Below are 26,190 nucleotides of genomic sequence, written 5' to 3'. Positions count from 1 at the left end.
GGATTTGGCCGGCGCCGGATCGCACGTGTGCGCAGCACAGCGTGCTGGATTGCCCGGAGGCAACTCCAGCCATATCCAGCCTCGCCGGCGTTTGAGGCGCGGGGGTCCGGGGGCTGGTCCCCGGCAACGGCGCCGCGCACGGCAACGGGTCCGGGGCAAAGCCCCGGGGAACGGGCGAAGGGCGGGTAGGGGACCCAGCCCCGCAGGGCCAACCCACCCGCACCCGCCCACCGGCACCGACGCCAGACGGCAGTGGCCGCACCGCCGCCGAGCCGCGCGTTAAGAGGAAGCGTGGCCGGGCCGGCTCTCGACCCGCTTCTTCAGGCCCGCCAGCGCCCGGTCGATGATGACCTTCTCCGCCTTGCGCTTGATCATGCCGAGCATCGGGATCTTGACGTCCACGGTCAGCGAGTAGGTCACCTCGGTGCGCGCGCCGCCCGCGACCGGCGCGAGCTGGTAGGACCCGTCGAGCTGCCTCAGCATCTGGGACTTGTCCAGGGTCCAGCTGACCGTGTTCTCGCCAGGCCAGGTGTACGCCAGCGTGTGGTCGTCCTTGATCGCGCCCGCGTCCAGCAGCAGGCGGACGAGGGAGGCGCGGCCGGCGTCGTCCTTCGCCAGCACCTCGGCCTCCTTCACCTCGCCGGTCCACTCCGGGTAGCGGGCGAAGTCGGCGATCACGGCCATGACGTCGGCCGGGGACGCCTCGATCATGATGCTCGAGCTGGTGTGTTCCGCCATCGCGGTCGCTCCTCCGGGGGGAGTTCGAGGAAGTGTGCGGACGGCCGAGCCGCCGCGTGAAGGCTATCGCGCGTCATGGCCTCACCACTCCAGGGCCCACGGCCTTCCCGTGGCGGCGAAGTGCCCGACGTTCACGCACTCGGTGGCGCCGATCCGCATCCGCCGTGCGAGCGGCTGGTGCACGTGGCCGAAGAGCGCGTACCGGGGCCGCACCCGGCGGATCGCGGCGAGCAGCGCCCCGCTCCCCCGCTCGAAGCGCCGCGCCACCGTGTCGTAGCAGAGCTCCGGCACCTCCGGCGGGATGTGCGAGCACAGCACGTCGACCTCGCCCAGCGCCTCCACCTTGGCCGCGTACTCCTCCTCGGGCACCTCGTACGGCGTGCGCATCGGCGAGGGGAGTCCGCCCCCGACGAAGCCGAAGACCCGGCCCCCGATCTCGACCCGCTGCCCGTCGAGCACGGTCAGGCCGGGGCCGGCGTACTCGGGCCAGAGCCCGGGGATGTCCACGTTGCCGTAGGTGGCGTACGTGGGCCGCGGGAAGGCGGCGAACATCTCCGCGTACTGGCGCCGGACCGCGCCCTCGACGAGCCGTTCCCGGTCCAGCCCGGTCCACAGGCCGCGGGCGAACTCCCGGGCCTCCTCGAAACGGCGGGCGGTGCGCAGTTCGACGATGTGGTCGGCGTTCTCGACTCCGAACAGGTCGGGGAAGATGCCGCGCGAGTGGTCGGCGTAGTCGAGGAAGAGGACGAGGTCGCCGAGGCAGATGAGCGCGTCGGCGCCTTCCCCGGCCCGGGCCAGGGCCTTTGTGTTGCCGTGGACGTCGCTGACGACATGGACCCGTGTCCGGTTCTTCGTACCACCCATAGAGCCACCCATGCGGCCACCCTAGGGGCGCTTGGCCACCGCGGGTAGGGAATCGGGCCAGGCGGCCGGACCTGCGGTTACTTCCGAGTCGCAAACCGGGTCGACTAATGTCGGCAGGACACGGCCGCTACATGTGACGCAGGGAACATCTGGCCGGTTCCCTCTATCCGGAACCCACTACCGGTGGGTAACGTCCGGTCGGTCCACATGGTGGCGATGGCGCCCAGAGGAGCAGCAGTCTTGCGCGAGTTCAGCCTTCCGGCCCTGTACGAGGTCCCGTCGGACGGGAACCTGACGGATCTCATCCGCCGCAATGCCGCTCAGCATCCCGACACCGCCGTCATGGCCCGCAAGGTCGGCGGCGCGTGGCAGGACGTCACCGCGACCCAGTTCCTGGCCGAGGTCCGTGCCGCGGCGAAGGGCCTGATCGCGGCCGGCATCCGGCCCGGCGACCGGGTCGCCCTGATCTCCCGCACCCGCTACGAGTGGGTGCTGATCGACTTCGCGATCTGGAGCGCCGGCGCCGTCACGGTCCCCGTGTACGAGACCAGCTCCCCCGAGCAGATCCAGTGGATCCTCGGCGACTCCGGCGCCGTCGCCGTCGTCGTGGAGTCCCCCGGGCACGCCGCGGCCGTGGCCGCGCTGCGCGACCGGCTGCCGGAGCTGCGCGAGGTCTGGGAGATCGAGCAGGGCGCCCTGGAGACGCTGCGGGCGGCCGGCGCCGGGGTCTCCGACGCCGAGGTCGACGAGCGCAGCGCGCTCGCGGGCGCCGACGACCCGGCCACCATCGTCTACACCTCCGGCACCACCGGCCGCCCCAAGGGCTGCGTGCTGACCCACCGCAGCTTCTTCGCCGAGTGCGGGAACATCGTGGCCCGGCTGCGTCCGCTCTTCCGGACCGGCGAGTGCTCCGTGCTGCTCTTCCTGCCGGCCGCGCACGTGTTCGGCCGCCTGGTGGAGGTGGCGGCCGTGCTGGCGCCGATCCGGCTGGGCTGCGTACCGGACATCAAGAACCTCACCGACGAGCTGCAGTCCTTCCGGCCCACGCTGATCCTCGGCGTGCCGCGCGTCTTCGAGAAGGTCTACAACTCGGCCCGCGCCAAGGCCCAGGCCGACGGCAAGGGCAAGATCTTCGACGCGGCGGCCGAGACGGCTATCGCGTACAGCCGCGCGCTGGACCTGCCGGGCGGGCCGTCCCTCGCGCTCAAGCTCAAGCACAAGGTCTTCTCCAAGCTGGTCTACAGCAAGCTGCACACGGCGCTCGGCGGGCGCGGCGAGTACGCGATCTCCGGCGGGGCCCCGCTGGGCGAGCGGCTCGGCCACTTCTTCCGCGGCATCGGCTTCACGGTGCTGGAGGGCTACGGCCTGACAGAGTCCTGCGCGGCCACGGCCTTCAACCCGTGGGACAAGACGAAGATCGGTACGGTCGGCCAGCCGCTCCCGGGCTCCGTGGTGCGCATCGCCGACGACGGCGAGGTGCTGCTGCACGGCGAGCACATCTTCAAGGAGTACTGGAACAACCCGACGGCCACCGCCGACGCGCTGACCGACGGCTGGTTCCACACCGGTGACGTCGGCACGCTCGACGAGGACGGCTACCTGGCGATCACCGGGCGCAAGAAGGAGCTCATCGTCACGGCGGGCGGCAAGAACGTGGCGCCCGCCGTGATCGAGGACCGGATCCGGGCGCACGCGCTGGTCGCGGAGTGCATGGTGGTCGGCGACGCGCGCCCGTTCGTGGCCGCGCTGGTCACCATCGACGAGGAGTTCCTGGGCCGGTGGGCCGCGGAGCACGGCAAGCCGGCCGGTTCGACGGCGGCCCAGCTGCGCGAGGACGCGGATCTCGTCGCCGCCGTCCAGCAGGCGGTGGACGACGGCAACGCGGCGGTTTCCAAGGCGGAATCGGTGCGGAAATTCCGCATTCTGCCCTCCCAGTTCACGGAGGAGTCCGGGCACATCACGCCTTCGCTGAAGCTGAAGCGGAATGTGGTGGCGAAGGACTTCGCGGACGAGATCGAAGCCCTCTACCGGGGCTAGTGCCTGCCTCGCGGCCCCGCGGCCGGAGGCCGCTGATCAGCGCGGGTCGGCGAGGACCCTCGCCAGGTTCCGTTCCGCCAGGGCGGTGACGGTCACGAAGGGGTTCACGCCGAGCGATCCGGGGATCAGCGAGCTGTCGGTGACGTAGAGGCCCTGATAGCCCTTGACCCGGCCGAAGTCGTCGGTCGCGTCCCCGAGGACGCAGCCGCCCAGCGGGTGGTAGGTGAAGTTGTCGGCGAAGTTCTTGTTGTCGCCGAAGAGGTCGTAGCGGTAGATGGTGAAGTTGGCCCGGTTGATCCGGTCGAAGAGCCGCTTCGCGGACTGGACGGACGCGGCGTTCTGCGCCCGGGTCCACTGGAGCTTCGCCGAGTCGCTGGCGGCGTCGTAGGTGAAGTGCCCGCGCTCCGGGTTCTTGGTGATGGCCAGGTACATCGAGATCCAGTGCTCGAACCCCATCGGGAGCGGGGCGATCTCGGCGAAGACCGGGTTCGAGGCGTTGTCCCAGTCGTCGATGCCCAGGGCGGGCATCGTCGCCTGGTTGGCGCCGACCGTGTCCCACAGGTGGTTGGCGCGGGCGGTCATGACGTTGCCGTTGGGGCCCCAGCCGAGGCCCACCTTGTCGCTGAGCGCGGGCAGGGTGCCGGTCTCGCGGGCGCGCAGCAGGATCTCGGTGGTGCCGAGGCTGCCGGCACCGAGGAAGAGCTGCTTGCAGGCCAGTTCGCGGACTTGGGTGACGCGGCCGCTGAGGTCGCTGGTCTGGACGGTCAGGACGTAGCCGCCGGCCGGGTCCTGCCGTACGCCGACCACCCGCTGCATGGTCTCGATGGTGACGTTCCCGGTGCCCAGGGCGGCGGCGAGGTAGGTCTTGTCCACGCTCTTCTTGCCGTGGTTGTTGCCGTAGATGACCTCGCCGGCGAGGGCGGACTTGGCGGCGGTCCCGGCGGCCTCGCGCTTCATGTACTCGAAGTCGTAGACGTTGGGGACGAAGGTGGTCTTCAGCCCGGTCTTGTGTGCGTGCTTGCGGGAGACGCGGGCGAAGCGGTACCACTCGGTGGACTCGAACCAGGCCGGGTCGATGTCGTTGACCCCGAGCATGGCGCGGGCCCGGGGGTAGTAGGTGCCGTACATCTCGTCGGCGTCCACCCGGGGCATGACCTCGGTGAAGTACGAGCGCTTCGGCGTGGGCGCCATGCCGCCGTTGACCAGGGAGCCGCCGCCGACGCCGCGGCCCACGTACACCGACATGTCGCCGTAGTTCACGCGGTCCAGGACGCCGGGGTACGGGCTGATGTTGCGGTTGACCACGTCCAGCCAGAGGAACTGGGCGAGCGGCGCCTCGGTGCGGTTGCGGAACCACATCGAGCGCTGGTCGGGGGCGGAGGTGGCGGGGAAGACCTTCCCGTCGGCGCCCGGGGTGTCCCAGAGCCGGCCCATCTCCAGCACGACGGTCCGCACGCCGGCCTGCCCGAGGCGGAGCGCGGCGACGGCGGATCCGTAGCCGGAGCCGACGACGATGGCCGGGGCGTACGTCGCGGCCGCGGGCTCGGCAGCGGCCGCGGACTGCAGGCCGATCCGGGTGAAGCCGAGGGCCGCCGCGGTCTGGAGGGCGCCGAGACCGAGAACATGACGGCGTGTCAGGTTTGGTGTCATGGCCGCATCATGAGCGGATTCCGCTCAACCGGCCATAACCCGCACTGACACGCTTCTGAGTAACAGTCAGACATGGCTCGACCGTAGGAGGGCCCCGCCCCGGCCCGTGCGGTTTGATCGACTCTGCCCGCGATCGGCCCCTCGGGAGCGATAATCCCCCTCCGCACGGAAGGGGGACCCCGGCCGTCGCGCACGGCGCGGGGTGGCCGGCCTGCGGTCGCGGACTGCGGTTGCGGACTACGGCCGGGACTGCGGCCGCGAACTACAGCAGCTCGCGCAGCCGTTCCGCCAGCAGGTCCCAGCGCCACTTCTCCTCGACCCAGGCCCGGCCGCGCTCGCCCATGCGTGCCCGCAGGGCCGGGTCCCGGAGCAGGGTGACGATGCGGTCCGCGGCCTCGGCCGGGGCGCCGCCGCGGACCACCCAGCCCGTCTCCCCGTCCAGTACGGCATCCGGGGCGCCGCCGGAGTCTCCGGCGATCACCGGCAGCCCCGTGGCGGAGGCCTCCAGGTAGACGATGCCGAGGCCCTCCACGTCCAGCCCGCCGCGCCGGGTCCGGCAGGGCATCGCGAAGACGTCCCCGGCCCCGTAGTGGGCGGGCAGTTCGGACCACGGGACCGCGCCCGTGAAGACGACGGACTCCGCGACCCCGGTCGAGCCGGCCAGTGCCCGCAGGTCGGCCTCGTAGGGGCCGCCGCCCACGATCAGCAGGACGGCGTCGGGCAGCGCCGCCAGGATCCGCGGCATCGCCTCGATCAGCGTGTCCTGGCCCTTGCGGGGGACGAGCCGCGAGACGCAGACGACCACCGGCCGGTCGGTCAGGCCCAGCCTCGCCCGGACCTCCGCGCCGCCCGACCCCGGGTGGAAGGTCTTCTCGTCCACCCCCGGCGGGAGCTGCGTCATGCGCGCCGCCGCCCGCTCCGTCAGGGCCGGCGCGATCCGCGAACGCGTGTACTCCCCCAGGTACGTCAGGGTGTCCGTGCCCTCGCCGATGCGCCGCAGCAGTTGGCGCGCGCCCGGGAGCTGCGCCCAGCCCGCCTCGTGCCCGTGGGTGGTTGCCACGATCCGGCGCGCACCGGCCTGGCGCAGCGCGGGGCCCATCAGGCCCAGGGGGGCCGCGGCACCGAACCACACCGACGAGCAGCCGTGTTCGCGCAGCAGGCCCACGGCCCGGCGGGTGACCCTGGGGGTCGGCAGCAGCATCGTCGTGCGGTCGCGGACCACCTGGAAGGGCTGCTCCGCGTCGAAGGCGGCGGTGGCGGCGCGGGCCTCGGCCGAGTGCTTCCAGGTGGAGGCGTAGACCACGACCCGGTCGGGGTCCAGGCGCAGCGCCATGTTGTGCAGGAATGCCTGGATGCCCCCCGGCCGCGGCGGGAAGTCGTTGGTCACGATCAGCGTCTTGTCCATCGCCTGCCGACCCTACCGGAGCGGGGCCCTGCGGGGCGGGGCCCTGCGGGGCGGGACCGTGCGGGGCGGGGCCCTGCGGGGCTCTGCCCTACGGGGCGGTGCGCGGGCGGCGGCGCTGCGGGTCGGGGCCTGCGGACCGGGGCCGCGGAACCGGGCTGCGCCGGGGGCCCCTTGGGCTCAGCCCCAGACCCCGCGCCTCAAACGCCGGCGAGGCTGGATTTGGCCGGCGCCGGCCCGGATGTGCCCGCCCACAGCCGGATGCGTGCGACGCCAACCCGGACGTGCCCGGCGCCAACCCGGACGTGCCCGGCGCCAGCCCGGACGTGTCCGGCGCCGCCGGGGTGAAATCAGCCCCTCCGGCGTTTGAGGAGCGGGGGTCCGGGGGCTGGCCCCCGGGAGCGGACCCGCACGCGGCCCCCGGCGGGGAGCCGCACCAAAGCACCGGCGGCGTTCGAGGCGGCCGGTCCGGTGCCACGGCTAGCGGAACTCTCGGGTCAGGTCCTGCTGCCAGGCTCGCGTCAGGCCCGCGGGGTCCGTGCCCAGAGCCTCCGCCACCGCCGCCGGCAGGGACTCCCGGCCGGACTTCTCGTACAGGGAGACCAGCGCCGCGTCCCCCCACCGCCGGGCGATGAGCCGGCAGGCCAGCCAGGAGCCCTCGTAGGCCCGCGCCAGCGCGTCCGCGTCCCCGCCGAAGGCGAAGGCCCCGGGCTCCGGGAGGGTGGCCGGCAGGTCGCCGCCGCGCACCGCGCGGGCGAGGGCCGGCGCGGCTTCGGCCGGGGTCCGGCCGCTGTCGCGGAACGCGGCCCAGTCCGCGAAGCCCTCGGAGAGCCAGAGCGGGGTCCGGGCGGTGGTCGCCGCCCGGGTGGCCACGTGCGTGGTCTCGTGGGTCAGGATCACCTGGCGGCCCTCCGCCGTGAGCTGCCCGTACCCCTCCGGGTTCACCACGACCCGGTCGGCGGGGGCGGGGCCCGACCCGGTCCGCCCGGTGGTGACGGCGCCCAGGCCGCGGTACTCGTCCGCGGGCCGCCCCAGCAGCGCGGCCATCGCGTCCAGCGAGCCGGGCACCAGCACCACCACCCGGCCCGCCCACGGCCGCGGCCAGGCCGCGCTCGCCGCGGGCACCGCCTTGTCGGCCTCGGCGGCGATCTCGGAGAGGTAGCCGGAGCTGTGGCCGGCGCCGCCGAGCACCAGGGCGTGCGCCCCGCGCTCCACGGACACCGGGCCCTGGTCCCACAGCTGCGGCAGGGCCCCCGGGGCGGGCCGGTCGGCCGCCACCGCCCAGGAGCCGCCGTCGCGGGCGAGCTCCACCTCGCGGGCGGAGCCGGCCGGGGCGGCGTCGTAGCCGGTGAGCCGGTAGCGCAGCTCGGCGCGCGCGAAGGCCCGTACGCCGTCCACCCGGACCGCGGAGACCTCGTACGACCACCCCTCCAGCGGGATCGCCGCGAGGGCCGCGGGCGGGGACGCCGACCAGTCGGCGACGGCCCGCCGGACGTCCCGCTCGGCGGGGCCCCCCGAAGGGACCCCGGAGGCGGACACGGAACCGGAAGGAGAACCGGAGCCGGAACCGGAGCCGCATCCGGCGAGCGGCGCCCACAGCAGCAGCACGCAGAGCAGCACCAGCGGCAGTGCGCGCGGGCGCCGGCGAGGAGGACGGCCCAGGACCGGGAGCATCACCCGATCGTACGCAGGGCAGCCCCTGGGCCGACCTAGTGCTGTGGCCGGAAAGGTTTGCCGGGTCGCGGTGTCCGGTGCGGTGCATCGCAAGGCGGAGGACCGCGACTCGTACTGGACGTACCGTCGTGGTCCGACAACACGGCGAGGTGCCGTGCCGGGCGCCGTGACACGGTGAACCTTTCCGGCCACAGCACTAGGCCGGCTCTTTCGGATCTTGCCGGTCAGGCCCGCTCATCCGGTGCCGTGCCTCGCCACGCTGCCGGGGCTCCCGCGTACTGGACGTACCCGGGTGCCCCGGCAGTGCGGCGAGGTGCGGTGCCGGGCGGCGCGGGCCAGGCAAGATCCGAAAGAGACGGCCTAGGGCCGGGTCACCGAGGAGACCGGCATCATCCCGACCGGGTCGTACCGCACCCGCGCCCCCGGGTACGGGGCGTGCACCACCTGGCCGTTGCCGACGTACATGCCCACGTGGCTGGCGTCCGAGCGGTACGTCACCAGGTCCCCCGGGCGCGCCTCCGACAGCGACACCCGCCGCCCGGCGTGCCGCTGCGCCTGTGAGGTGCGCGGCAGGGCGACACCGGCCTGCCGGTACGACCACACCATCAGTCCGGAGCAGTCGAAGCCGGAGGGGCCGGTGGAACCCCATACGTAGGGCCGTCCGACGGCGGACCGGGCCGCCATCACGGCGGTCATGGCACGGCCGGAGGAGGGCCCTGAGGCCGCGGGGGCGGGGAGCTCGGGCAGGGCGTCGGGGCGGCCGCCGGAGCGCGAGGCCCGGTCGAAGTCGGCGCGCTCCTGCGTGGGCATCGCGTTCAGCAGCCGGCGGGCGGCGGCGAGCTTGGCGGTGACGGCCCGCTTCTCCTTGGCCACGTCGGCGCGCAGGGCGTCGAGTTCGGAGAGCTTGCGAGCGGCTTCCCCGCGTTCCTGGCCGAGCCGGCGCTGCTCGGAGCGCAGTTCGTCGAGCTGACGGGCCTGCCGGCCGGACAGCCGGTCGATGGCCGCGGCCTTGGCGAGGTAGTCGTCCGGGTCGTCGGAGAGCATCAGCTCGACGGCGGGGTCGATGCCGCCGGCCCGGTACTGGGCTCCGGCGTAGGCGCCGAGGACCCCGCGCATGGTGTTGATGCGGTCCTGCCCGCGGGCCACCGCGTCCTGGACCCGGTCGACTTCGGCGCGGAGCCGGCCGGCCCGCTCGCCCGCCTCGTTGAAGCGCTCGGTGGCCTGTTCGGCCTCTTCGAAGAGCCGGTCGACCTGGGCGCGGGTGCCCGCGGAGGGCTCCAGCGGGAGCCCGGGGGCGGCACCGGCGGGTGCGCCCGACATGGCGACCGCGGCTCCCGCCGCGGCGGCGGTGAGGACGGTGACCTTCGTGTTCCGGTCGAGGGCGCTGGGCCCGGACCGGCGATGGGACGCCACGTGAAACCGCTCCCTCCTGCTGAGCGGGACCCGGGTCCGCCCTCCGTGGGCGGCCGTGTGCCGGGGTTCCGCGCTGGCAGACAGTAGCCGCGCCTGAGGGCACCGGCCAACGACCTCCGGCGGGCACGCACAGTGACGCCCCGTCGGAGACGCAGGTCACCGGCGGGGCGTGTGGTCGGAGCGGGGCCTCGGAATTCGCCCGGATGGGCGGTGTACGGCGCGTCCGGTCGGGTCCTGGGCGGAGGGGGGCGTCAGCCCACGCGCACGCCGAACTGGAAGGGCATGTTGTTGATGGATTCGTACTTGACGCCGCCGCGCGGGTTCGAGGCGTGCAGCACCATGTTGTTGCCCGCGTACAGGCCGATGTGGTGGAGGTCGCCGTAGAACAACACCAGGTCGCCGGGCTGGAGCTGGCTCTTGCCGATCCGGGTGCCGTCGTTCGCCTGGGTGTACGTGACGCGCGATATGTTCACGCCGGCCTGCTTGTACGCCCACTGGGTCAGACCCGAGCAGTCGAACGAGTTGGGGCCTTCGTGCCCGGATATGTACGCGCTGCCGACCTTGGTCTGGGCGGCGGCGAGGGCGGCGCCGGCCCGGCCGGAAGGCTTCACGCTGCCGAGGTTGGGGACGCGGTCGCCGGCGCTGCGGCTGGCGCGGGTGTCCTCGTCCTTGATCTGCGCCCGCTCCTGGGCGGTCAGGGTGTTGAGGAGGGCCTGGGCCTCGGCGAGCTTGTCCGAGGAGGCCTTCTTCTTCTCGCCGAGCTCCTTGCGGGTGGCGTCGAGGTCGGTGAGCTTGCCCGCGGCCTCCTGGCGCTGCTGCGCGAGGGTGCGCTGCTTGGCCTGGATCTTCTGGACCGCTTCGACCTGCTGACCGCTGAGCTGCTCCAGGGTGGAGGCCTTGTCGAGGTAGCTGTCCGGGTCCGCCGAGAGGAAGAGCGCGAGGGACTGGTCGATGCCGCCGCTGCGGTACTGGGCGCTGGCCATCGAACCGAGCGTGCCGCGGAGGGCGTTGAGGTCCTCCTGGCCGCGGGCGACCTGGTCCTGGAGCTGCCCGATCTCGGTTTCGAGCTTGTCCTGGCGCTCCTTGGCCCCGTTGAACTTCTCGGTGGCCTGCTCCGCCTCTTCGTAGAGGGCGTCGACCTTGGCCTTGACCTCGTCCTTGCTCGGCTTGGCGGGGGCGGCGTGGGCGGCCTGCCCCGAGAGGACCACGGCGGCTGCCGCGGTGACTCCGAGCACGGTCGTGCGCATGCGGGTCGGCTGCTTGGGTCGACGGTGGGACGCCACGAAGGCGAGCTCCTTCTTCCTAGAGCCGCCGAAAGAACGCAAGACTCGGCGACACCTTCGCTGTCACCCCGAATGAGTGAACTACCGCACGAAGGTTTGACTGACCCTAGTGACCCTTCTGTGATCAGTTCAAATCCTGTCGGCAAAAAAATCGCCGTCCGACCAGGTTCTTTACCTATAGTGCACGCTCCGTGCCGACGACTTGACGGTCCGTCCCCCCGATCACCTGCCAATTCCGGCATATGGACCAGCAGTTACGAAACGCGCGAAAGCCGCTTCAGCAGCAAGGCGGACGCCACCGGCCGCGCCCCGGCCTTGGCCACCCCGTCGGCGACCTCACGGTCGGTGGAGACCACGACCACCGGACGGCCCGCCGGCTCGGCGCGCACCAGCTGGCGGATCAGCTCGTCCGCCGTCACCCCGGCCTTGGAGAACAGCACCCGCACCCCGCGCGGCGGCGCGAGCAGCACGGGGGCCGCCAGCTCCGCCCCGTCGAAGACACAGGTCATCTCGGCGCCCGTCTGCGCGGCGAGCATCGACAGCCCGCCCAGCAGCCGCAGCCGCTGCTTCTCGAGCGGCATCGTCGGGTAGCCGGTCTTGGTGACGTTGTAGCCGTCGACCACCAGATGGGCCTGGGGCAGCGCCAGCAACTGGTCCAGCAGCGCCGGATCGGTCTCCGACAAGGCGCGCGCCGCGATGTCCTTCGGGGTCATCCGGCCCGGCTCCACCGCCTCCACCGTGTCGGCGGGCCGCGTGGAGACAGGCGGCAGCGCGAGCTCCCGGCGCAGTCCCGCGGCCGCGTCCAGCACGGTGTCGAGCAGCAGCCGCAGCCGCATGTCCTCGATGCTGCGCCCCTCACGGGTGGCCCGGCGCGAGGTCTCCAGCGCCGATTCCACCTCCGCGAGGCGGGACTTGAGGCGCCGGGTCTCGCTCTCCGCCGAGGTCACCTGGGCGGCCGCCTCGGCGCGGATGCCGTCGACCTCCGCGTTGATCTTGCGCAGGGCGGCGTCACCCCGCTTGACGTCGCTCAGGGCGCTGCGCAGCTTGCGCTGAAGCGATTCCGCTTCCTTGCGCGCCACGTCCAGCTCGGCCCGCACCTGGTCGACACCCGTGCGCTGCAGTTCCCGTACGTGGGCCAGCTCCTCGCGGAGCCGCTCCATCTCGCGCCGGGCCTCCTCGTCGACCCGCTCGGCGTCGGCGCGCTGCGCCTCCTCGCCCGCGGCCGCGACCAGCTTGACCCAGCCGGCCGGCCGCAGCACGTACGCGGCGGCCGCGACGTCCAGCGGATCGGCGGCGGCGGGCGGGGCGCCCGACTCCAGCGCGGAGGCCAGGTCGGCCTGCGCCTCGCGGAGCTTCTCGGCGACCCGGCCCCGGAAGACGGGGTCGCTCTCCACGGCCGTGGCCATGGCGTTGCCCGCGAACTTGGCGCGCCTGGTCGGGGTGAAACGGGCGTACTGGCGCAGCTGCGCCGGGAGGTCCGCGACCGTCAGCCCGCCGAAGGCGTCGGAGACGAGCGCGACGACCCGGCGCCGCACGCCTTCCGGCAGCGGGCGGTCGAGGACCTCCGCGGCGTCGCCGGCCGCGTCGGCCGGCTCAGCGCCGCTTGCTGGCTCCACAATCCGTCACCCCTACCGTCATTCACCTGCGGGCGGGGCTCCGTCAGGAGTCCGCGCCCGGCCTGTCCACGAGCTCGATCTGGTCCACCGCGTTGCACCAGCGGCAGCGCACCGACTCGATGGTCTCATTGACCACCTCGCGCTCCTCGACCTTGGGCTCCCCGGCGAGGTCCAGGTGGACGTACTCCACGACCTTCGACGAACGGGTGACGTCGAAACGCGTGAGGTTGCCGCACAGGGTGCAGCGCCACCGGGTGGTGTCGGTCGGCAGGGGAACCGTCATCAGGCCGCTCTCTCCTTCTATCCTTCTATCGCGTACGTGCCGCACGCGGCGCACACGCCCATGTCGCCCTCGGGCACGTGCGTGCGTGCGTAGCTCGTAACCCTACGGCCTGCCGCACGCGCTGGTGGGCCCGGCTGGGTCATGCTCGGTCGCATGATCGTAAGGTGGCAGGCCGTACGCGAGGCCGCCCGGGGCCCGGTGGTCACCCACGCGCTGATCGCCGGCTGCTGCGTGGTGTTCGTACTGAGCCCGGCATCGGGGCTGAACCCGGTCTACGGGACGGGCGACCAGCTCCTGGAGACGGGGACGGCGTACTTCCGGCGCTGGGGCGTGGTCCCGGACGAGCTGTTCACCGGCTCGGGCCGAGCGGCGCTCACCCCCCTCACGGCCCTGTTCGTGCACGGGAGCTGGCTGCACCTGCTGGGCAACATGCTCTTCCTCTACGTCTTCGGGGCGATGACGGAGCGGCGCATGGGCCGGGCCGGGTTCCTCTGCTTCTACGTCTGTACGGGCTACCTGGCCCTGGCGGCGTACGCGGCGGCCTACGCCTCCTCGGACCAGACCCTGGTCGGGGCCTCCGGGGCGATCTCCGCGGTCCTGGGGGCCTTCCTGTACCTGTTCCCCAAGGCCCGGGTGACGAGCCTGTTCCCGTTCCTCTTCTTCCTGCCGCTGCGCTTCCCGGCGTGGATCGTGCTGATGTTCTGGTTCGGCCTGCAGTGGCTGGCGGCACACCGCGCGGCGAGCGGTCCGGGAGTCGCCTATCTGGCCCACGTGGTGGGCTTCTCCGTCGGCTTCCTCTACGCGTGGGCCCGCTACCGGGGTGGGACTAGAGTGGGTCGACCAGTGACTGCCGTCGAGGGAGACAGCCAACCGTGATCACCGCGATCGTGCTCATCAAGACCAGCGTGGACCGGATCCCCGAGATCGCCGAGGCCATCGCCGCGCTGGACAGCGTCAGCGAGGTCTACTCGGTCACGGGTACGTACGACCTCATCGCGCTGGTCCGCGTGGCCCGCCACGAGAACCTGGCCGACATCATCCCCGGCCGCATCAGCAAGATCCCGGGCGTCGAGGCGACGGACACGCACGTGGCGTTCCGCACGTACTCCCAGCACGACCTGGAAGCGGCCTTCGCGATCGGCCTCGACGCGTAGCCGTGCAGAGCGCGGGCAACGCCTCGCCCGAGCGGGCGGGGCGGCCTTCTCCTAGCCGGAAGAGATAGCCGCGCAGGTAGCCCGCGAGGCCCAGGTCGATGTGTGCCACGTAGGCGCGGGCACCGGCGGCGGCTTCACGCTCGTCGGAGCGCGTCGACACCGACCACTTCCGGTCCAGGGCCTCGGCCCATTCACGGACGCGACCGCGCTCGTCGTTGTAGAGCACATGGGCGGGCGCGACCTCCCGCCCCACCCAGCACGTGTCGGTTCCCGCGCCGTAGAACGGCCCCGGCACATTGCGCCAGTCACGCCGTGCCCACGCGTCGGGCCATGCGCCCCATGGTGGGCTGTACTCCGGTACCCAACTCGCGTTGCCCGGCAGCGGCTCACCGGTGACGCAGGCCCGCACGGTCGCTATCGGGTCCCAGTAGGTCACGCCCCGCAGCCTCTCAGACGGCCGGGACGCAGCGGCCCTCTTCGGTGCGGTACTGCCACTTGGCGCCGTCCGCGACGAGCTCCTTGACGGCGCGGACGAAGCGCTCCACGTGCTCGTCGGGGGTGCCGGCGCCGAAGCTGACGCGGATCGCGTTCAGGGACCGCTCCCCCGGGGCCGCCTCCGGGGCCCCGCACTCGCCCTGGGCCTGCGGCTCGCTGCCGAGGAGGGTGCGGACCAGCGGGTGGGCGCAGAACAGGCCGTCGCGGACGCCGATGCCGTACTCGGCGGAGAGCGCGGCGGCGAAGTGCGAGCTGTTCCAGCCGTCGACGACGAAGGAGATGACGCCGACGCGGGGGGCGTCGTCGCCGAAGAGGGACAGGACGCGGACCGCCGGAACCTCGGCGAGGCCTTCGCGGACCTTGGCGATGAGCCGCTGCTCGCGGGCGACGAGGTTCTCGAAGCCGGCTTCCTTCAGCGCCTTGCAGGCGGAGGCGATGGAGTAGACGCCGATCACGTTCGGGGAGCCGGCCTCGTGGCGGGCGGCGGTGGTGTGCCACTCGACGTCCACGCCGCCGTCCTCGCGGCGGGCCACCTTGCGGGAGGCGCCGCCGCCGGCGAGGTACGGCTCCGCCTCCTGCAGCCAGTCCGCGCGGCCGGCGAGCACGCCCGAGCCGAAGGGGGCGTAGAGCTTGTGACCGGAGAAGGCGACCCAGTCCACGTCGAGGTCCTGGACCGAGACGGGGTGGTGCGGGGCCAGCTGGGCGGCGTCCAGGACGATGCGGGCGCCGTGGGCGTGCGCGGCGGCGGCGAGTTCCTTGACGGGCCACAGCTCGCCGGTGACGTTGGAGGCTCCGGTGACGCAGACCAGCGCCGGGCCCTTGGGGTCTCCCCAGCTCGAAGAGCTAGGGGATGGGTCACGGTCGGCCAGGGCGCGCTCCAGGGTGGCGACGGCCTCGTCCGGGGTGCGGGGGGCGTTGAGGTAGGTGACCTGTGCGTTCGTCCACGGGAGCAGCGAGGCGTGGTGCTCGGTCTCGAAGACGAAGACCTGGCAGTCGGCTGGGAGCACGGCGGCGAGCAGGTTGAGGGAGTCGGTGGTGGACCGGGTGAAGATCACCTGATCGGAGGGGCGGCAGTCGAGGAACTCGGCGACCGTGACCCGGCTCTGCTCGAACAGGTCGGTGGAGAGCTGCGAGAGGTACCCGGCGCCGCGGTGGACGCTGCCGTAGTACGGGGCGTACGCGGCCACGTCGTCCCAGACCCGCTGCAGGGCGGGGGCGCTGGCCGCGTAGTCGAGGGCGGCGTAGGTGACCTCGCCGCCGGTGACGAGCGGCACGGTGACCTCGCGGCCGAGGACCGCCAGGGGCTCGGCACAGGCGGGGTCGACGGCGGCGGCAGCAGTGGTGGCGACGGCGTTCAGGGTTGCGGACATGGCGGTATCTCCCGGCAGGCAGGTGTGAATGGCTTCGGTGTGCCCGTACGCGGATACGGCGCTGCGGCCGTTCGGGGTACGGGAGTGCCCCGGAACGCGGATCGGCCACCGCACACAGATGTGCTGCCGCAGATGTACTGCGGGTACGCGGAAGTGACCCTGTTCGGAGGGGTGAAGAAGGGGCGGAGTCGCCCTATCGCATTCGCTTGCTCACGGAAAACGCTCCTCGAGAGACCAGGACCCCTGGCGTTCGAGGGATCCGCGCTTGCCGTAGACCTCACTGCCTACGACCTGGTCATCACCCGGGGCACCCCGCCACGGAAGGAGGGTTGCCGGACAGCAAGCCGGGGCCTAAACGCTGTCACTCGTGACCTGAGGAGCATCCTGCCACACGATCTTGCGAACGCAAGACCCCGGTCCACATGGCGGACCGGGGTCAGTGCTGGATCTTGGCCGGATCCCGTCGAACGGGGACGGGAACGGTGACCGGGACGGCTACGCGTTGCTCGCCGCCACCCAGCGTGCCAGCGCCTCGCGAGCCGATCCCGAGTCCACCGACTCCGCCGCCCGTACGACACCGGCGGCGAGCTGCTCCTCCAGGGTGCCCGGGCCCGGGTCCAGCGCGACCAGGGCCGCCGCCGAGTTCAGGAGCACCGCGTCGCGGACCGGGCCGGTCTCGCCGGCCAGCAGCCGGCGGGCCACGTCCGCGTTGAACGAGGCGTCCGCGCCGGCCAGCGCGGAGACGTCCACCAGCGAGATGCCGATGTCGCGCGGGTCGAAGCCCTGCTCCCTGACCTCGCCGTCACGGACCCACCAGACCCGGGAGGTCGCCGTGGTGGTGAGCTCGTCGAGCCCGTCGTCACCGCGGAAGACCAGTGCCGAGGAGCCCCGCTCCGCCAGGACTCCCGCGACGATCGGGGCCACCCGCGCGTCGGCCACACCGGTGGCCTGCGACCGGACCCGCGCCGGGTTGGTCAGCGGGCCGAGGAAGTTGAAGGTGGTCCGGATCCCGAGCTCCCGGCGGGCCGCCGCCACGTGCCGCAGCGCGGGGTGGAACTTGACCGCGAAGCAGAAGGTGATCCCGGCTTCCTCGGCCACCTCCACGACCCGCGCGGGGGTGAGGTCGAGGTTGACCCCCAGCTTCTCCAGGACGTCCGAGGAGCCGCTCGCGGAGGACGCGGCCCGGTTGCCGTGCTTGACGACCTTGGCACCCGTACCGGCCACCACGATGGCCGACATCGTGGAGATGTTGACCGTCTTGGCCCCGTCGCCGCCGGTGCCGACGATGTCCACCGTCCGGCCCGGCACCTCGATCAGGTTGGCGTGTTCGTACATGGCGCGGACCAGGCCGTTGATCTCGGCCACGGTCTCCCCCTTGGCCCGCAGCGCGACGGCGAATCCGGCGATCTGGGCGTCGGTGGCCTCCCCGCGCATGATCCGGTCCATGGCCCAGGCCGTGTCGTCGGCGCCGAGGTCCCGGCCGGACAGCAGGGCGTCCAGAACGCCCGGCCAACCGCGGGCCGCCACGCTGTCGCCGCCTGCCGGGGTCACCAGGTTCATGGTCCGCTCCTGCTGCTCGTGGGGGATTCCACGTCGAATGGGAAGGGCTTCAGCCTATCCAGCGCCGGGGACGGCAAAGAGCCCCGTCCAGACACTGGACGGGGCTCTCGCCGTGGCGACACCAGGACTGACCGAAATCAGTCCCTCAAGCAGTCATGCGTGGTGCGTACTGCGTGAATCGTGAAGCTGTGAAGCCGTGATGCGGGAGATCAGTGGTGGCCGTGGCCGCTCTGGATCTCCTTGTACTCCTCGACCGTGGGCTTCGGGATCTGGTTGTTCTCCCCGTAGTAGCCCTTGCTGAGCTTGGCGCGGAGCTTCTCCAGCGGCTTCACCTTGCGCTCGACACCGTTCTCGTCGACCGTCGGGCCGATCTCGGCGGGCTCGTACTGCTCGTACGAGGTGAGCGCGTGCAGCTTGCCCTGCGAGAGCGGCTCGTGGACCTCGACGAACTCACCGTGCGGCAGGCGCTTGATGATGCCGGTCTCGCGGCCGTGCAGCACCTTGTCCCGGTCCCGGCGCTGGAGGCCGAGGCAGATCCGCTTGGTGATGATGAAGGCGATGACCGGGCCGACGAAGAACCCGATGCGCGCGAACCAGGTGATCGCGTTGATCGACAGGTGGAAGTACTGCGCGAACATGTCGTTTCCACCGGCGATCAGCAGGATGACGTACCACGTCAGCCATGCCACACCGAAGCCCGTACGGGTCGGGACGTTGCGCGGGCGGTCCAGGATGTGGTGCTCGCGCTTGTCCCCGGTGATCCAGGACTCGATGAACGGGTAGACCGCGATCACGGTCAGGACCAGCGGGAAGATCATGAACGGGATGAAGACGCCCAGGGCCAGGGTGTGGCCCCACAGGTTGACTTCCCAGCCGGGCATGGCACGGATCAGGCCCTCGGAGAAGCCCATGTACCAGTCGGGCTGCGCACCGGTGGACACGTGGTCCGGACGGTACGGGCCGAGCGCCCAGATCGGGTTGATCGAGGCGATGCCCGAGATGGCCGCGATGACACCGAAGACCAGGAAGAAGAAGCCTCCGGCCTTGGCCATGTAGACCGGGAGCAGCGGCATGCCGACGACGTTCTTCTCGGTCTTGCCGGGGCCCGCGAACTGGGTGTGCTTGTGGTAGAAGACCAGGATCAGGTGGGCCACCAGCAGGCCCATCATGATGCCGGGCAGCAGCAGGATGTGCACCGAGTAGAGCCGGCCCACGAAGTCGCCGCCGGGGAACTCCCCGCCGAAGAAGAAGAACGACAGGTACGTGCCGACGATCGGCACGGACAGCATCGCGCCTTCCATGAAGCGGACACCGGTGCCCGAGAGCAGGTCGTCCGGCAGGGAGTAACCGGTGAAACCGGTGAACATGCCGAGGACCAGCAGCAGGAAGCCGAAGACCCAGTTGACCTCACGCGGCTTGCGGAACGCGCCGGTGAAGAACACGCGCATCATGTGCACGAGCATCGCCGCGATGAAGATCAGCGCCGACCAGTGGTGGATCTGCCGGATGAGCAGGCCGCCGCGGACGTCGAAGCTGATCTCCAGGGTCGAGCGGAAGGCCTCCGACATCATGACGCCCTGCATGGGGACGTACGAACCGTCGTAGTGCACTTCGTTCATGCTCGGGTGGAAGAACAGCGTCAGGTACACACCCGTGAGGATGAGGATGATGAAGCTGTAGAGGCAGATCTCGCCCAGCATGAAGGACCAGTGGTCCGGGAAGATCTTCCGCATGTTGGCCTTGGCGAGGCTGTAGATGCCCAGCCGGCCGTCGGCCCAGTCGGCTACACGCTCGCCGGCCGGGGCCTTGCGTTCTTTTGTTTCGGTGGCAGTGCTCATCCGCGCTCCCAGAAAGAGGGACCGACGGGCTCTTCGAAGTCGCCGAGCGCCTCGAGGAAACCTTCGTCATTGACGCCGATCCGCAGCTGCGGGAGCGCGTGACCAGCCGGGCCGAAGATGACTCGGGCGCCGTCGGAGAGGTCGAAGGTGGACTGGTGGCACGGGCAGAGCACGTGGTGCGACTGCTGCTCGTACAGGCTGATCGGGCAGCCGACGTGGGTGCAGATCTTGGAGTAGGCCACGATGCCGTCGTGGGACCACTCCAGTTCCTTCTTGTCCTTGATGTTCTCCGGCTGGATGCGGACGATCATCAGGGCGGCCTTGGCGATCTGGACCTGGAAGTCGTGCGCGTCCTCTTCCAGGCCTTCCGGCATGGCGAAGGTCAGCGAACCGACGACGATGTCCTCGGGCCGGAGCGGCTCCATCGTGTTCTGGTTGATGAGCATCTTGCCCCGCGCCCAGATGGTCTTGCGCAGCTTGTCCTCGGGCAGCGGGCCCAGGTCGCGCAGGATCACGACGGCGGAGAGCGGCAGCAGGGCCAGCGCACCGAACATCGTGTTGCGGATGAGCGGGCGGCGGCCGATGGCCGACTCGCGCGCGCCGTCCGCGAAGTCCTGCATGACCTGCGCCTTGACCTCGGCCGGGGCCGCGATCTCGTGGCGCTCGGCGGCGACCTCCACGTCGGACATCAGGGTGCGGGCCCAGTGGACCGCGCCCGCGCCGATGCAGAAGAGGGCCGCGCCGAGGCTGACGCCCAGGGCGAAGTTGAGAGCGCTCACCTTCCCGATGGGGAAGATGTAGACGATCTTGTCGACCGGCAGGATCACGAACGAGGCGATGAAGGCGATCGTCGCCAGCATCGACAGCGTGAACAGGAAGGCCACCGTGCGCTCGGAGCGCTTCGCGGCCCGCTCGTCGATGTCCTGGATCCGCGGCCGGTGAACCGGCAGGCCGGGGTCGGCGAACGGGTCGTCCGCCACTGCCACGGCACCGTGGTGCGCGTCGCCCTGCTCGCTCGGCAGGTGCTTCTCTTCGGGAATGTCTTGGCTACTCATGACTTCTTGGCCTTAGCGGTGTGGGCCGCGACCCAGACGGCGACAGCGATCAGCGCACCCAGTCCGAAGATCCAGCCGAAGAGACCCTCGGAGACGGGGCCGAGGCCACCGAGCTTGAGGCCACCGGGGCTGGTCGACTTCTCGCCGTTGACGTGCTGGAGGTACGCGATGATGTCCTTCTTCTGCTTCTCCGGCATGGTGCTGTCGGGGAAGGAGGGCATGTTCTGCGGGCCGGTGAGCATGGCCTCGTAGACGTGCTTCGGCTCGACACCCTCAAGGTTGGGGGCGTACTTGCCGTTCGTCAGCGCGCCGCCCTCGCCCGTGAAGTTGTGGCACTGCGCGCAGTTGTTGCGGAACAGCTCACCACCCTTGGCGATGTCGGCACCCGCCGGGTCGTACTGCTTCTCGGTCGGCACGATCGGGCCGGCTCCGAGGGACGCGATGTACGCGGCGAGCTGGTCGGTCTGCGCCTGGGTGTAGATGACGGGCTTCTTCGGCACCTGGGCGCCGGGCTGCTGGGCGGGCATACGGCCCGTCATCACCTGGAAGTCGACGGCAGCGGAGCCGACGCCTACCAGGCTGGGGCCGTCAGAGGAACCCTGACCGCCGGTACCGTGGCAGCTTGCGCAGCCGACGGCGTAGAGCTTCTGGCCCTCCTCGATGGCGAGGGACTGGACGGTTTCGTCGGCCTTCGCATTGCCCGCGGGCGCGAAGGCGGAGTACAGCCCCCCGGTAACCGCCAGCGCGAAGAGTAGAACGACGACCGCCGCCAGCGGATGGCGTCGTCGTGCGGAGAGCTTTTTCACGGATTACCCCGGTGTCAGGATCTTCTGCGTCGGTGTGTCTGGATGGAGTGCCGGGTCGGGCCCGGCGACGTGTTCGCTACTTGATCAGGTAGATCGTCGCGAAGAGGCCGATCCAGACGACATCGACGAAGTGCCAGTAGTAGGACACGACGATGGCCGACGTGGCCTGTTCGTGGGTGAACCTCTTGGCCGCGTACGTCCGGCCGAGGACCAGCAGGAAGGCGATGAGACCGCCCGTCACGTGCAGACCGTGGAAGCCGGTGGTCAGGTAGAAGACCGAGCCGTACGGACCGGACGAGAGGCTCATGCCCTCGTGCTTGACCAGCTCGGTGTACTCGAACACCTGGCCGCCAATGAAGATCGCACCCATGACGAACGTGATGATGAACCACGTCCTGAGCTTCTTCACGTCACCGCGCTCGGCGGCGAATACGCCGAGCTGGCAGGTGAGCGAGGAAAGCACCAGGATCGTCGTGTTCGTCGCCGAGAAGGGCAGATTCAAGGCCGAAGCCTGTTCTGTCCAGTACTCGGCGCCTGTCACGGATCGCAGGGTGAAGTACATCGCGAAGAGGGCCGCGAAGAACATCAGCTCGGAACTCAACCAGATGATGGTTCCCACGCTGACGAGGTTCGGCCTGTTGACCGTCGGGTGCGCGTGCCCGGTATCTACTGTCGTTGCTGTCGCCACGACCGACATTATGTCGGTCCCTTATCCCGCCCTCACCCCGGGGGGTGCCGTTCGGAGTGTCAGGGGCGTGTGCAAGGCCCGAACGGCCCATCAGATCGCCCTTCGGAAGTCTGCGGAACGCCTGTGGGCGAGGTGCACGTACTTGGTTGGAATCCGTGGTGACCGGTTGGGTCTGGTCGTGGTCCGTCTTGAGTGAGTGTCGGATACGGGTTCGTGGCTCGAAGGGGTGACCTTTCGTGCGGGATGTCGTTGATCGGATGACAGCACCGGACGGTAGGGGGGTGGGTGTTGAGTCGGAAGGTGTCGCTAGCCGAGGGGCAGACAGTGCGGACGGCTTCTGCGCGTGGTCTGCTGCGGACTGGTGTGGATGAGAAGACCGGCGGACTCCTGCCTGCCGGTGTGCTGGCGGACCGGGTCGGCTGGGCCGTGCACCGTGCACCTGATGTCCGCCATGGCCGCTGAGCTGATGGCCGTGCACTGGAACGCCCTTGATGTGGATGTGCTTGCCTCCGGACAGGACGCCGGGGGCAGGAAGCTGCCATCGACCGCGTGGATGGCCTTGCGCCGCCTCGGCTGGAGCAGCACACCCCCCGAGGGCGCCAAGGTCAACGACCGGATCGTCCGGATGGCACAAGAGGCAGCCGGGCGGACGCTGCGGTCGGTGAAGTGGCGGGCCGATCTGACCGCTGGGGTCCTCGCGTCCTGGCCTGGCGACCCCGGCAAACGCACATCCGAGGAATGGGACCGGGTCCGCGAAATAGTGCCGGGCGGGCAGTTCCTGCCGTCCAGTGTGATCAAGTCCCGTACCCGACAGATCGCCGCGTTCCTCCGGAGGCATGGCCGTCTTCCGGTCGATGTGTTCGAGCTGGAAGCCGTACCCCGCATGGCCCAGATGCTGCTGCTGTCGGCGTGCGACGCGCAGCAGGCCACGATCGAGCGGGCGGACGCGCCAGGGCGGGCGTTGCTGCGGTTGCAGCTCCCCACCCGGCCCGATCCGCGGTCGTACGAGCACTGGACCCGGGTGGCCTGCCCAATCACGCTGCCGCCCGTGATCCCGGCGGGCGCGGTACTGCACCTGCCCACCCTCCGCGTGCACCAGGGAAGGGTGCGGGCCGACCTCGCCTACACACATGCCGTTCCCAAGGCCCAGCCGTCCGGGCACACGGTCGCACTCGGTGTGGACTGGGGGCTGAATACCCTGCTGTCCGCCGGTGCCGCCCGGCTGCACGATGACGGGCAGATCACCGCTCTCAGAGCCGGGGGCATGTTCCGCGCCGCTGGGATCCTGGCCAAACAGCACCGGCTACGCCGCCTCTCCGAGCACCTGTACGCCGAAGCCGACCAGTACCAACGCCTCACCGACGGCGACACCGAACACCCCCTCACGGTCAGACTGGCGGTGCTGGCCGAGGAGACGCAGCGTGTCAGTGCCCGGCGGTCGAACCTCAACGACGCCCTCGCGCGGGCCGCCGCACGCTGGGCTGTCGATCAAGCCATCGCCGCCGGGGCGACCGTCATCTACATCGAAGACCTCCGCTCGATGGAGGCAAGGGGCATGGGCCGCACGATGAACACCCGCCTTCCCCAGGCGGTGCGCGGGCGGATCGTCGACCGGATGCGGCACCTCGCCGCCGAGAGCGGTATCGCCGTCGTCACCGTGCCCGCGAGGAACACCTCGAAGCACTGCCCGCGCTGTCTGGTTCCGTTGCGGCACCGCAAGGCCCCTGACAGGCCCACCGCGCCGGGATGGAAATGGGCCATCTGCCCATCCTGCCGATACCAGGGCGACCGCGACCACGGCGCGTGGCAACGCATCGCCGCACGCGGCCTCACCCATCAGGCCAAGACCGTCACCGACCGCACCACCGGCACCATGGCCATCCGCACGGTCGTGGACACCCTGGAACCCCGCGCCGTGATCACCCCCACGGCCACACCCAGCCGGAAGGACCGGTCCAAGACCGGACCCACCCGGCCGTCAACCACACGCCCCGCGCCCAGGCGACGCAGGGCACCCTCCCTCGCGGGCCCTTCGGGGCCGGCGGGCAAGCGTCCGGAGGGGCGCGTACCAACGGGCCGGACCAGGCTGCCCCGCGCAGCCCACCGGAACCAGAACGTGACCACGATCAGCACACCCACCACCAGCTGACACCGGCCACGAGGCACAGCACTGGGCGCGGGGTTTCACCTGCACGCCCACGCCACCCCTCCACGATGGGAAGAACCCACACCGGACACCACGTCCTACGTGGGCTCGCCAGGCTTGATCAGAGACGCTGTGCGAACCGATGTTGACACCGGGTCGGACGGAGTAGCATCCCGCGCAACATCAACGTGATTCACGGGACACGTGGAGGAACGAAATGCGGGCGACTGCGCGGGTTCTGGTCTACAGCGACGACGCGGGCACCCGGGAGCAGGTGCGGCTGGCCGCCGGGCGCAGGCCGGCCGCCGACCTGCCGCCGGTGGAGTTCCTGGAGTGCGCCACGCTGCCGGCCGTCCTGAAGGAGCTGGACGCGGGCGGCATCGACGTGTGCGTGCTGGACGGCGAGGCGGTTCCGGCCGGGGGCATGGGGGTGTGCCGGCAGATCAAGGACGAGATCTTCCAGTGCCCGCCCGTACTGCTCCTGATGGGCCGTCCGCAGGACGCCTGGCTGGCCACGTGGAGCCGCGCGGACGCCGCCGTCACCCTTCCGGTTGATCCGGTGGACTTCGCGCAGGCCCTGGCGGGTCTGCTGCGCGCGCGGCTCTCCCCGGCGGCGTAGCGGGGCCTGTGCGCCCCGCACAGGCCCTTACCGGCGCATACCGGGCCCACGGGTGCCCGTACGGTCCGTACGGGCACCCGTGCCCCGGCTGTGGCCCCTCCAGGCGCTCCCGGCCCGGTGGTTACACCTGCGGGCGCAGTCGGGCCTGGTCGACCGGGCTGCGGCCCTCCTGGGTGCCCTTGAGGAGGGCGCTGCCCTCGCGCCAGTCCTTCCAGTCCATGTTCCAGTCGCCGAAGCCGTTGCCGAAGATGTCCATGTCGTCGCCGATGCTGTTGATGACGCTGACGATGTCGCCTTCGGTGATGTTCTCGTAGAACCAGGCGGCGTTGCCCGTGCTCATGCCGGTGCAGCCGTGGCTGACGTTGGCGTATCCGTGGGAGCCGACGGACCACGGCGCGGCGTGGACGTATTCACCGCTCCAGGTGACGCGCGTCGCCCAGTAGACGGGCAGGTTGTAGTACTCGCTGCCGCCGATGCCGACGGTGTCGCCGCGCATCTGGACGTAGTACTGCTTGCCGAGCACCACCTTGACGCCGTTGCGGGTGGAGAAGCCGGGCTTCCCGGTGGTCACCGGGATGGAATTGATCACTTCTCCGTTGCGCCTGAACGTCATCCAGTGCGAGGAGGCGTCCGTGGTGACCTCCACCCGGTCGCCGATCTCCAGCTTCACCGGCTTGGAGGCGGCGCCGTGCAGGTCGTCGGAGACCTTGATGCCCTCCAGGTTGCTCCGGACGGACACGGTGGTGTTGGCGGGCCAGTAGTCCTTGGGCCGGTAGTGGAGGTTCTTGTCGTCCACCCAGTGCCAGGCGCCCACGGCCGCCGACGGGCCGTCGACGACCAGGCCCCGCTCGATGACGGCGCGGGCGGCCTTGTCCTTCACGGGTTCGTTGAGTTCGGCCGTGAGGGGCTGTCCGACGCCGTACTTGCCCTCGTCCGGGCCGAATTCGACCTTGAGGACCTTCTGGGCCGGAGTGGTGTCGAAGGTGAGCGTGCGCTGCCCCGGCGCGCCCCGTTCGTCCTCGGTGCTCACGAGGACGGTGTAGCGGACGCCGGCGGCCATCGGGACGGTGCTGTGCCAGCGGTCGCCGGAGGCGGACAACTCTCCCGCCAGGCGGCGTCCGTGGGTGTCCACGGCGCTCACGTCGGTGATCCGGCCGTCGCCGCCCTTGGCGGTGACTTCCAGGGGCCGGTCCGGGTCGACCGGGCGACTGCCGGTGGACTGGTTGAGGGCGACTTGGTCGCCCGCGTCGTAGGGGCGGGCGGACAGCGGGTTGTCGTCGCCCGACCCGCATGCGGTGGCGCCGGCCCCGAGGGACGCGACCAGCAGGGAGCAGCCGATAACCGTCCAAAGACGCGGTGACTGGTTCATGGAGTCAACGCTATGAAGGTATGACAATTACGGCGCGCGGGGTGACTGCAAACGAGGGGCCCGGACTCCTCCATTGGAGGTGTCCGGGCCCCTGGTCTCACGCTGTGGCCGCTGCGGGAAGCAGTGGCGC

General features: G+C 71.0%; 21 protein-coding genes and 1 riboswitch. Of the genes, 5 read left to right on the top strand and 16 right to left on the bottom strand.

Annotated features, from left to right (window positions below):
* Positions 1-279: 279 nt before the first annotated feature.
* Positions 280-738, bottom strand: a complete 459-nt coding sequence (locus tag AC061S_RS36185; protein ID WP_478690122.1) for an SRPBCC family protein — start codon at positions 736-738, stop codon at positions 280-282.
* An 81-nt stretch (positions 739-819) separates the two neighbouring features.
* Positions 820-1,614 carry a metallophosphoesterase family protein gene (locus AC061S_RS36180; protein WP_478690121.1) on the bottom strand — a complete coding sequence of 265 codons (795 nt, stop codon included), beginning with the start codon at positions 1,612-1,614 and terminating at the stop codon, positions 820-822.
* Positions 1,615-1,842: 228 nt separating this feature from the next.
* On the opposite strand from AC061S_RS36180, the gene AC061S_RS36175 reads away from it, so the two are divergent.
* A complete protein-coding gene (locus tag AC061S_RS36175; protein ID WP_478690120.1) occupies positions 1,843-3,639 on the top strand; it encodes an AMP-dependent synthetase/ligase in 1,797 nt (598 codons plus the stop codon).
* A 36-nt stretch (positions 3,640-3,675) separates the two neighbouring features.
* Here AC061S_RS36175 and AC061S_RS36170 read toward each other — a convergent pair whose 3' ends face one another.
* The 7 genes from AC061S_RS36170 to AC061S_RS36140 all read right to left on the bottom strand — a co-directional run bounded on the left by AC061S_RS36170 (position 3,676) and on the right by AC061S_RS36140 (position 12,960).
* A complete protein-coding gene (locus AC061S_RS36170) occupies positions 3,676-5,289 on the bottom strand; it encodes a GMC oxidoreductase (RefSeq protein ID WP_478690119.1) in 1,614 nt (537 codons plus the stop codon).
* A 262-nt stretch (positions 5,290-5,551) separates the two neighbouring features.
* Positions 5,552-6,694, bottom strand: a complete 1,143-nt coding sequence (locus AC061S_RS36165; protein WP_478690118.1) for a glycosyltransferase family 4 protein — start codon at positions 6,692-6,694, stop codon at positions 5,552-5,554.
* A 477-nt stretch (positions 6,695-7,171) separates the two neighbouring features.
* Entirely contained in the window at positions 7,172-8,365 is a 1,194-nt protein-coding gene (locus tag AC061S_RS36160; protein ID WP_478690117.1) for a hypothetical protein, read from the bottom strand.
* A gap of 360 nt (positions 8,366-8,725) precedes the next feature.
* Positions 8,726-9,778: a C40 family peptidase gene (locus tag AC061S_RS36155; protein WP_478690116.1), complete on the bottom strand. Its 1,053-nt coding sequence runs from the start codon at positions 9,776-9,778 to the stop codon at positions 8,726-8,728.
* A gap of 251 nt (positions 9,779-10,029) precedes the next feature.
* Positions 10,030-11,061 carry a C40 family peptidase gene (locus AC061S_RS36150; protein ID WP_478690115.1) on the bottom strand — a complete coding sequence of 344 codons (1,032 nt, stop codon included), beginning with the start codon at positions 11,059-11,061 and terminating at the stop codon, positions 10,030-10,032.
* Between the two features lie 254 nt (positions 11,062-11,315).
* Positions 11,316-12,680, bottom strand: coding sequence for an NYN domain-containing protein (locus tag AC061S_RS36145; RefSeq protein WP_478690123.1), 1,365 nt, complete (start codon positions 12,678-12,680; stop codon positions 11,316-11,318).
* A gap of 40 nt (positions 12,681-12,720) precedes the next feature.
* On the bottom strand, positions 12,721-12,960 hold the full coding sequence (locus AC061S_RS36140; protein WP_008738811.1) for a hypothetical protein: 240 nt from the start codon (positions 12,958-12,960) through the stop codon (positions 12,721-12,723).
* Between the two features lie 141 nt (positions 12,961-13,101).
* Between AC061S_RS36140 and AC061S_RS36135 the strand changes: the two genes are divergently transcribed.
* Together AC061S_RS36135 and AC061S_RS36130 are read left to right on the top strand one after the other, a co-directional pair.
* The gene (locus tag AC061S_RS36135) at positions 13,102-13,836 is read left to right on the top strand and encodes a rhomboid family intramembrane serine protease (protein WP_478690114.1); all 735 of its coding nucleotides are present in this window, start codon (positions 13,102-13,104) and stop codon (positions 13,834-13,836) included.
* The gene (locus tag AC061S_RS36130) at positions 13,833-14,114 is read left to right on the top strand and encodes an Lrp/AsnC ligand binding domain-containing protein (protein WP_031148522.1); all 282 of its coding nucleotides are present in this window, start codon (positions 13,833-13,835) and stop codon (positions 14,112-14,114) included. The genes AC061S_RS36135 and AC061S_RS36130 overlap by 4 nt, the downstream gene beginning before the upstream one ends.
* A 449-nt stretch (positions 14,115-14,563) precedes the next feature.
* Here AC061S_RS36130 and AC061S_RS36125 read toward each other — a convergent pair whose 3' ends face one another.
* From AC061S_RS36125 to ctaE, 6 genes are all read right to left on the bottom strand, one after another.
* Positions 14,564-15,979, bottom strand: a complete 1,416-nt coding sequence (locus AC061S_RS36125) for an aminotransferase class V-fold PLP-dependent enzyme (RefSeq protein ID WP_478690113.1) — start codon at positions 15,977-15,979, stop codon at positions 14,564-14,566.
* A 256-nt stretch (positions 15,980-16,235) separates the two neighbouring features.
* A riboswitch (SAM riboswitch) is annotated at positions 16,236-16,352 on the bottom strand.
* 122 nt (positions 16,353-16,474) lie between these two features.
* Entirely contained in the window at positions 16,475-17,539 is a 1,065-nt protein-coding gene (trpD, locus tag AC061S_RS36120; RefSeq protein ID WP_478690112.1) for an anthranilate phosphoribosyltransferase, read from the bottom strand.
* A 209-nt stretch (positions 17,540-17,748) separates the two neighbouring features.
* The gene (gene qcrB, locus AC061S_RS36115; RefSeq protein WP_478690111.1) at positions 17,749-19,377 is read right to left on the bottom strand and encodes a cytochrome bc1 complex cytochrome b subunit; all 1,629 of its coding nucleotides are present in this window, start codon (positions 19,375-19,377) and stop codon (positions 17,749-17,751) included.
* Positions 19,374-20,432 carry a cytochrome bc1 complex Rieske iron-sulfur subunit gene (gene qcrA, locus AC061S_RS36110; RefSeq protein ID WP_478690110.1) on the bottom strand — a complete coding sequence of 353 codons (1,059 nt, stop codon included), beginning with the start codon at positions 20,430-20,432 and terminating at the stop codon, positions 19,374-19,376. The genes qcrB and qcrA overlap by 4 nt, the downstream gene beginning before the upstream one ends.
* Positions 20,429-21,238 (bottom strand): cytochrome bc1 complex diheme cytochrome c subunit, encoded by an 810-nt coding sequence (qcrC, locus tag AC061S_RS36105; RefSeq protein WP_243330033.1) that lies wholly within the window; start codon positions 21,236-21,238, stop codon positions 20,429-20,431. Before qcrC ends, qcrA begins: the two co-directional genes overlap by 4 nt.
* A gap of 76 nt (positions 21,239-21,314) precedes the next feature.
* The gene (gene ctaE / locus AC061S_RS36100; RefSeq protein WP_008738823.1) at positions 21,315-21,935 is read right to left on the bottom strand and encodes an aa3-type cytochrome oxidase subunit III; all 621 of its coding nucleotides are present in this window, start codon (positions 21,933-21,935) and stop codon (positions 21,315-21,317) included.
* A gap of 433 nt (positions 21,936-22,368) precedes the next feature.
* Between ctaE and AC061S_RS36095 the strand changes: the two genes are divergently transcribed.
* Positions 22,369-24,075 (top strand): zinc ribbon domain-containing protein, encoded by a 1,707-nt coding sequence (locus AC061S_RS36095; protein WP_478690109.1) that lies wholly within the window; start codon positions 22,369-22,371, stop codon positions 24,073-24,075.
* A 214-nt stretch (positions 24,076-24,289) separates the two neighbouring features.
* Positions 24,290-24,691, top strand: a complete 402-nt coding sequence (locus AC061S_RS36090) for a DNA-binding transcriptional response regulator (RefSeq protein WP_250742508.1) — start codon at positions 24,290-24,292, stop codon at positions 24,689-24,691.
* 121 nt (positions 24,692-24,812) lie between these two features.
* Here AC061S_RS36090 and AC061S_RS36085 read toward each other — a convergent pair whose 3' ends face one another.
* Positions 24,813-26,060, bottom strand: a complete 1,248-nt coding sequence (locus AC061S_RS36085) for a L,D-transpeptidase (protein ID WP_478690108.1) — start codon at positions 26,058-26,060, stop codon at positions 24,813-24,815.
* Between the last annotated feature and the right edge of the window lie 130 nt (positions 26,061-26,190).

It is taken from the genome of Streptomyces sp. CA189 (genome assembly GCF_056428985.1).
This window is presented reverse-complemented; position numbering and strand designations above follow the sequence as displayed.

Excerpts from the sequence above, each read along its gene's own strand:
- AC061S_RS36185 (WP_478690122.1), bottom strand. The coding sequence starts at position 738 with ATGGCGGAACACACCAGCTCGAGCATCATGATCGAGGCGTCCCCGGCC.
- AC061S_RS36180 (WP_478690121.1), bottom strand. The coding sequence starts at position 1,614 with ATGGGTGGCTCTATGGGTGGTACGAAGAACCGGACACGGGTCCATGTC.
- AC061S_RS36170 (WP_478690119.1), bottom strand. The coding sequence starts at position 5,289 with ATGACACCAAACCTGACACGCCGTCATGTTCTCGGTCTCGGCGCCCTC.
- AC061S_RS36165 (WP_478690118.1), bottom strand. The coding sequence starts at position 6,694 with ATGGACAAGACGCTGATCGTGACCAACGACTTCCCGCCGCGGCCGGGG.
- AC061S_RS36160 (WP_478690117.1), bottom strand. The coding sequence starts at position 8,365 with ATGCTCCCGGTCCTGGGCCGTCCTCCTCGCCGGCGCCCGCGCGCACTG.
- AC061S_RS36140 (WP_008738811.1), bottom strand. The coding sequence starts at position 12,960 with ATGACGGTTCCCCTGCCGACCGACACCACCCGGTGGCGCTGCACCCTG.
- AC061S_RS36135 (WP_478690114.1), top strand. The coding sequence starts at position 13,102 with ATGCTCGGTCGCATGATCGTAAGGTGGCAGGCCGTACGCGAGGCCGCC.
- AC061S_RS36125 (WP_478690113.1), bottom strand. The coding sequence starts at position 15,979 with ATGTCCGCAACCCTGAACGCCGTCGCCACCACTGCTGCCGCCGCCGTC.
- trpD (WP_478690112.1), bottom strand. The coding sequence starts at position 17,539 with ATGAACCTGGTGACCCCGGCAGGCGGCGACAGCGTGGCGGCCCGCGGT.
- qcrB (WP_478690111.1), bottom strand. The coding sequence starts at position 19,377 with ATGAGCACTGCCACCGAAACAAAAGAACGCAAGGCCCCGGCCGGCGAG.
- qcrA (WP_478690110.1), bottom strand. The coding sequence starts at position 20,432 with ATGAGTAGCCAAGACATTCCCGAAGAGAAGCACCTGCCGAGCGAGCAG.
- ctaE (WP_008738823.1), bottom strand. The coding sequence starts at position 21,935 with ATGTCGGTCGTGGCGACAGCAACGACAGTAGATACCGGGCACGCGCAC.
- AC061S_RS36095 (WP_478690109.1), top strand. The coding sequence starts at position 22,369 with ATGTCCGCCATGGCCGCTGAGCTGATGGCCGTGCACTGGAACGCCCTT.
- AC061S_RS36090 (WP_250742508.1), top strand. The coding sequence starts at position 24,290 with ATGCGGGCGACTGCGCGGGTTCTGGTCTACAGCGACGACGCGGGCACC.
- AC061S_RS36085 (WP_478690108.1), bottom strand. The coding sequence starts at position 26,060 with ATGAACCAGTCACCGCGTCTTTGGACGGTTATCGGCTGCTCCCTGCTG.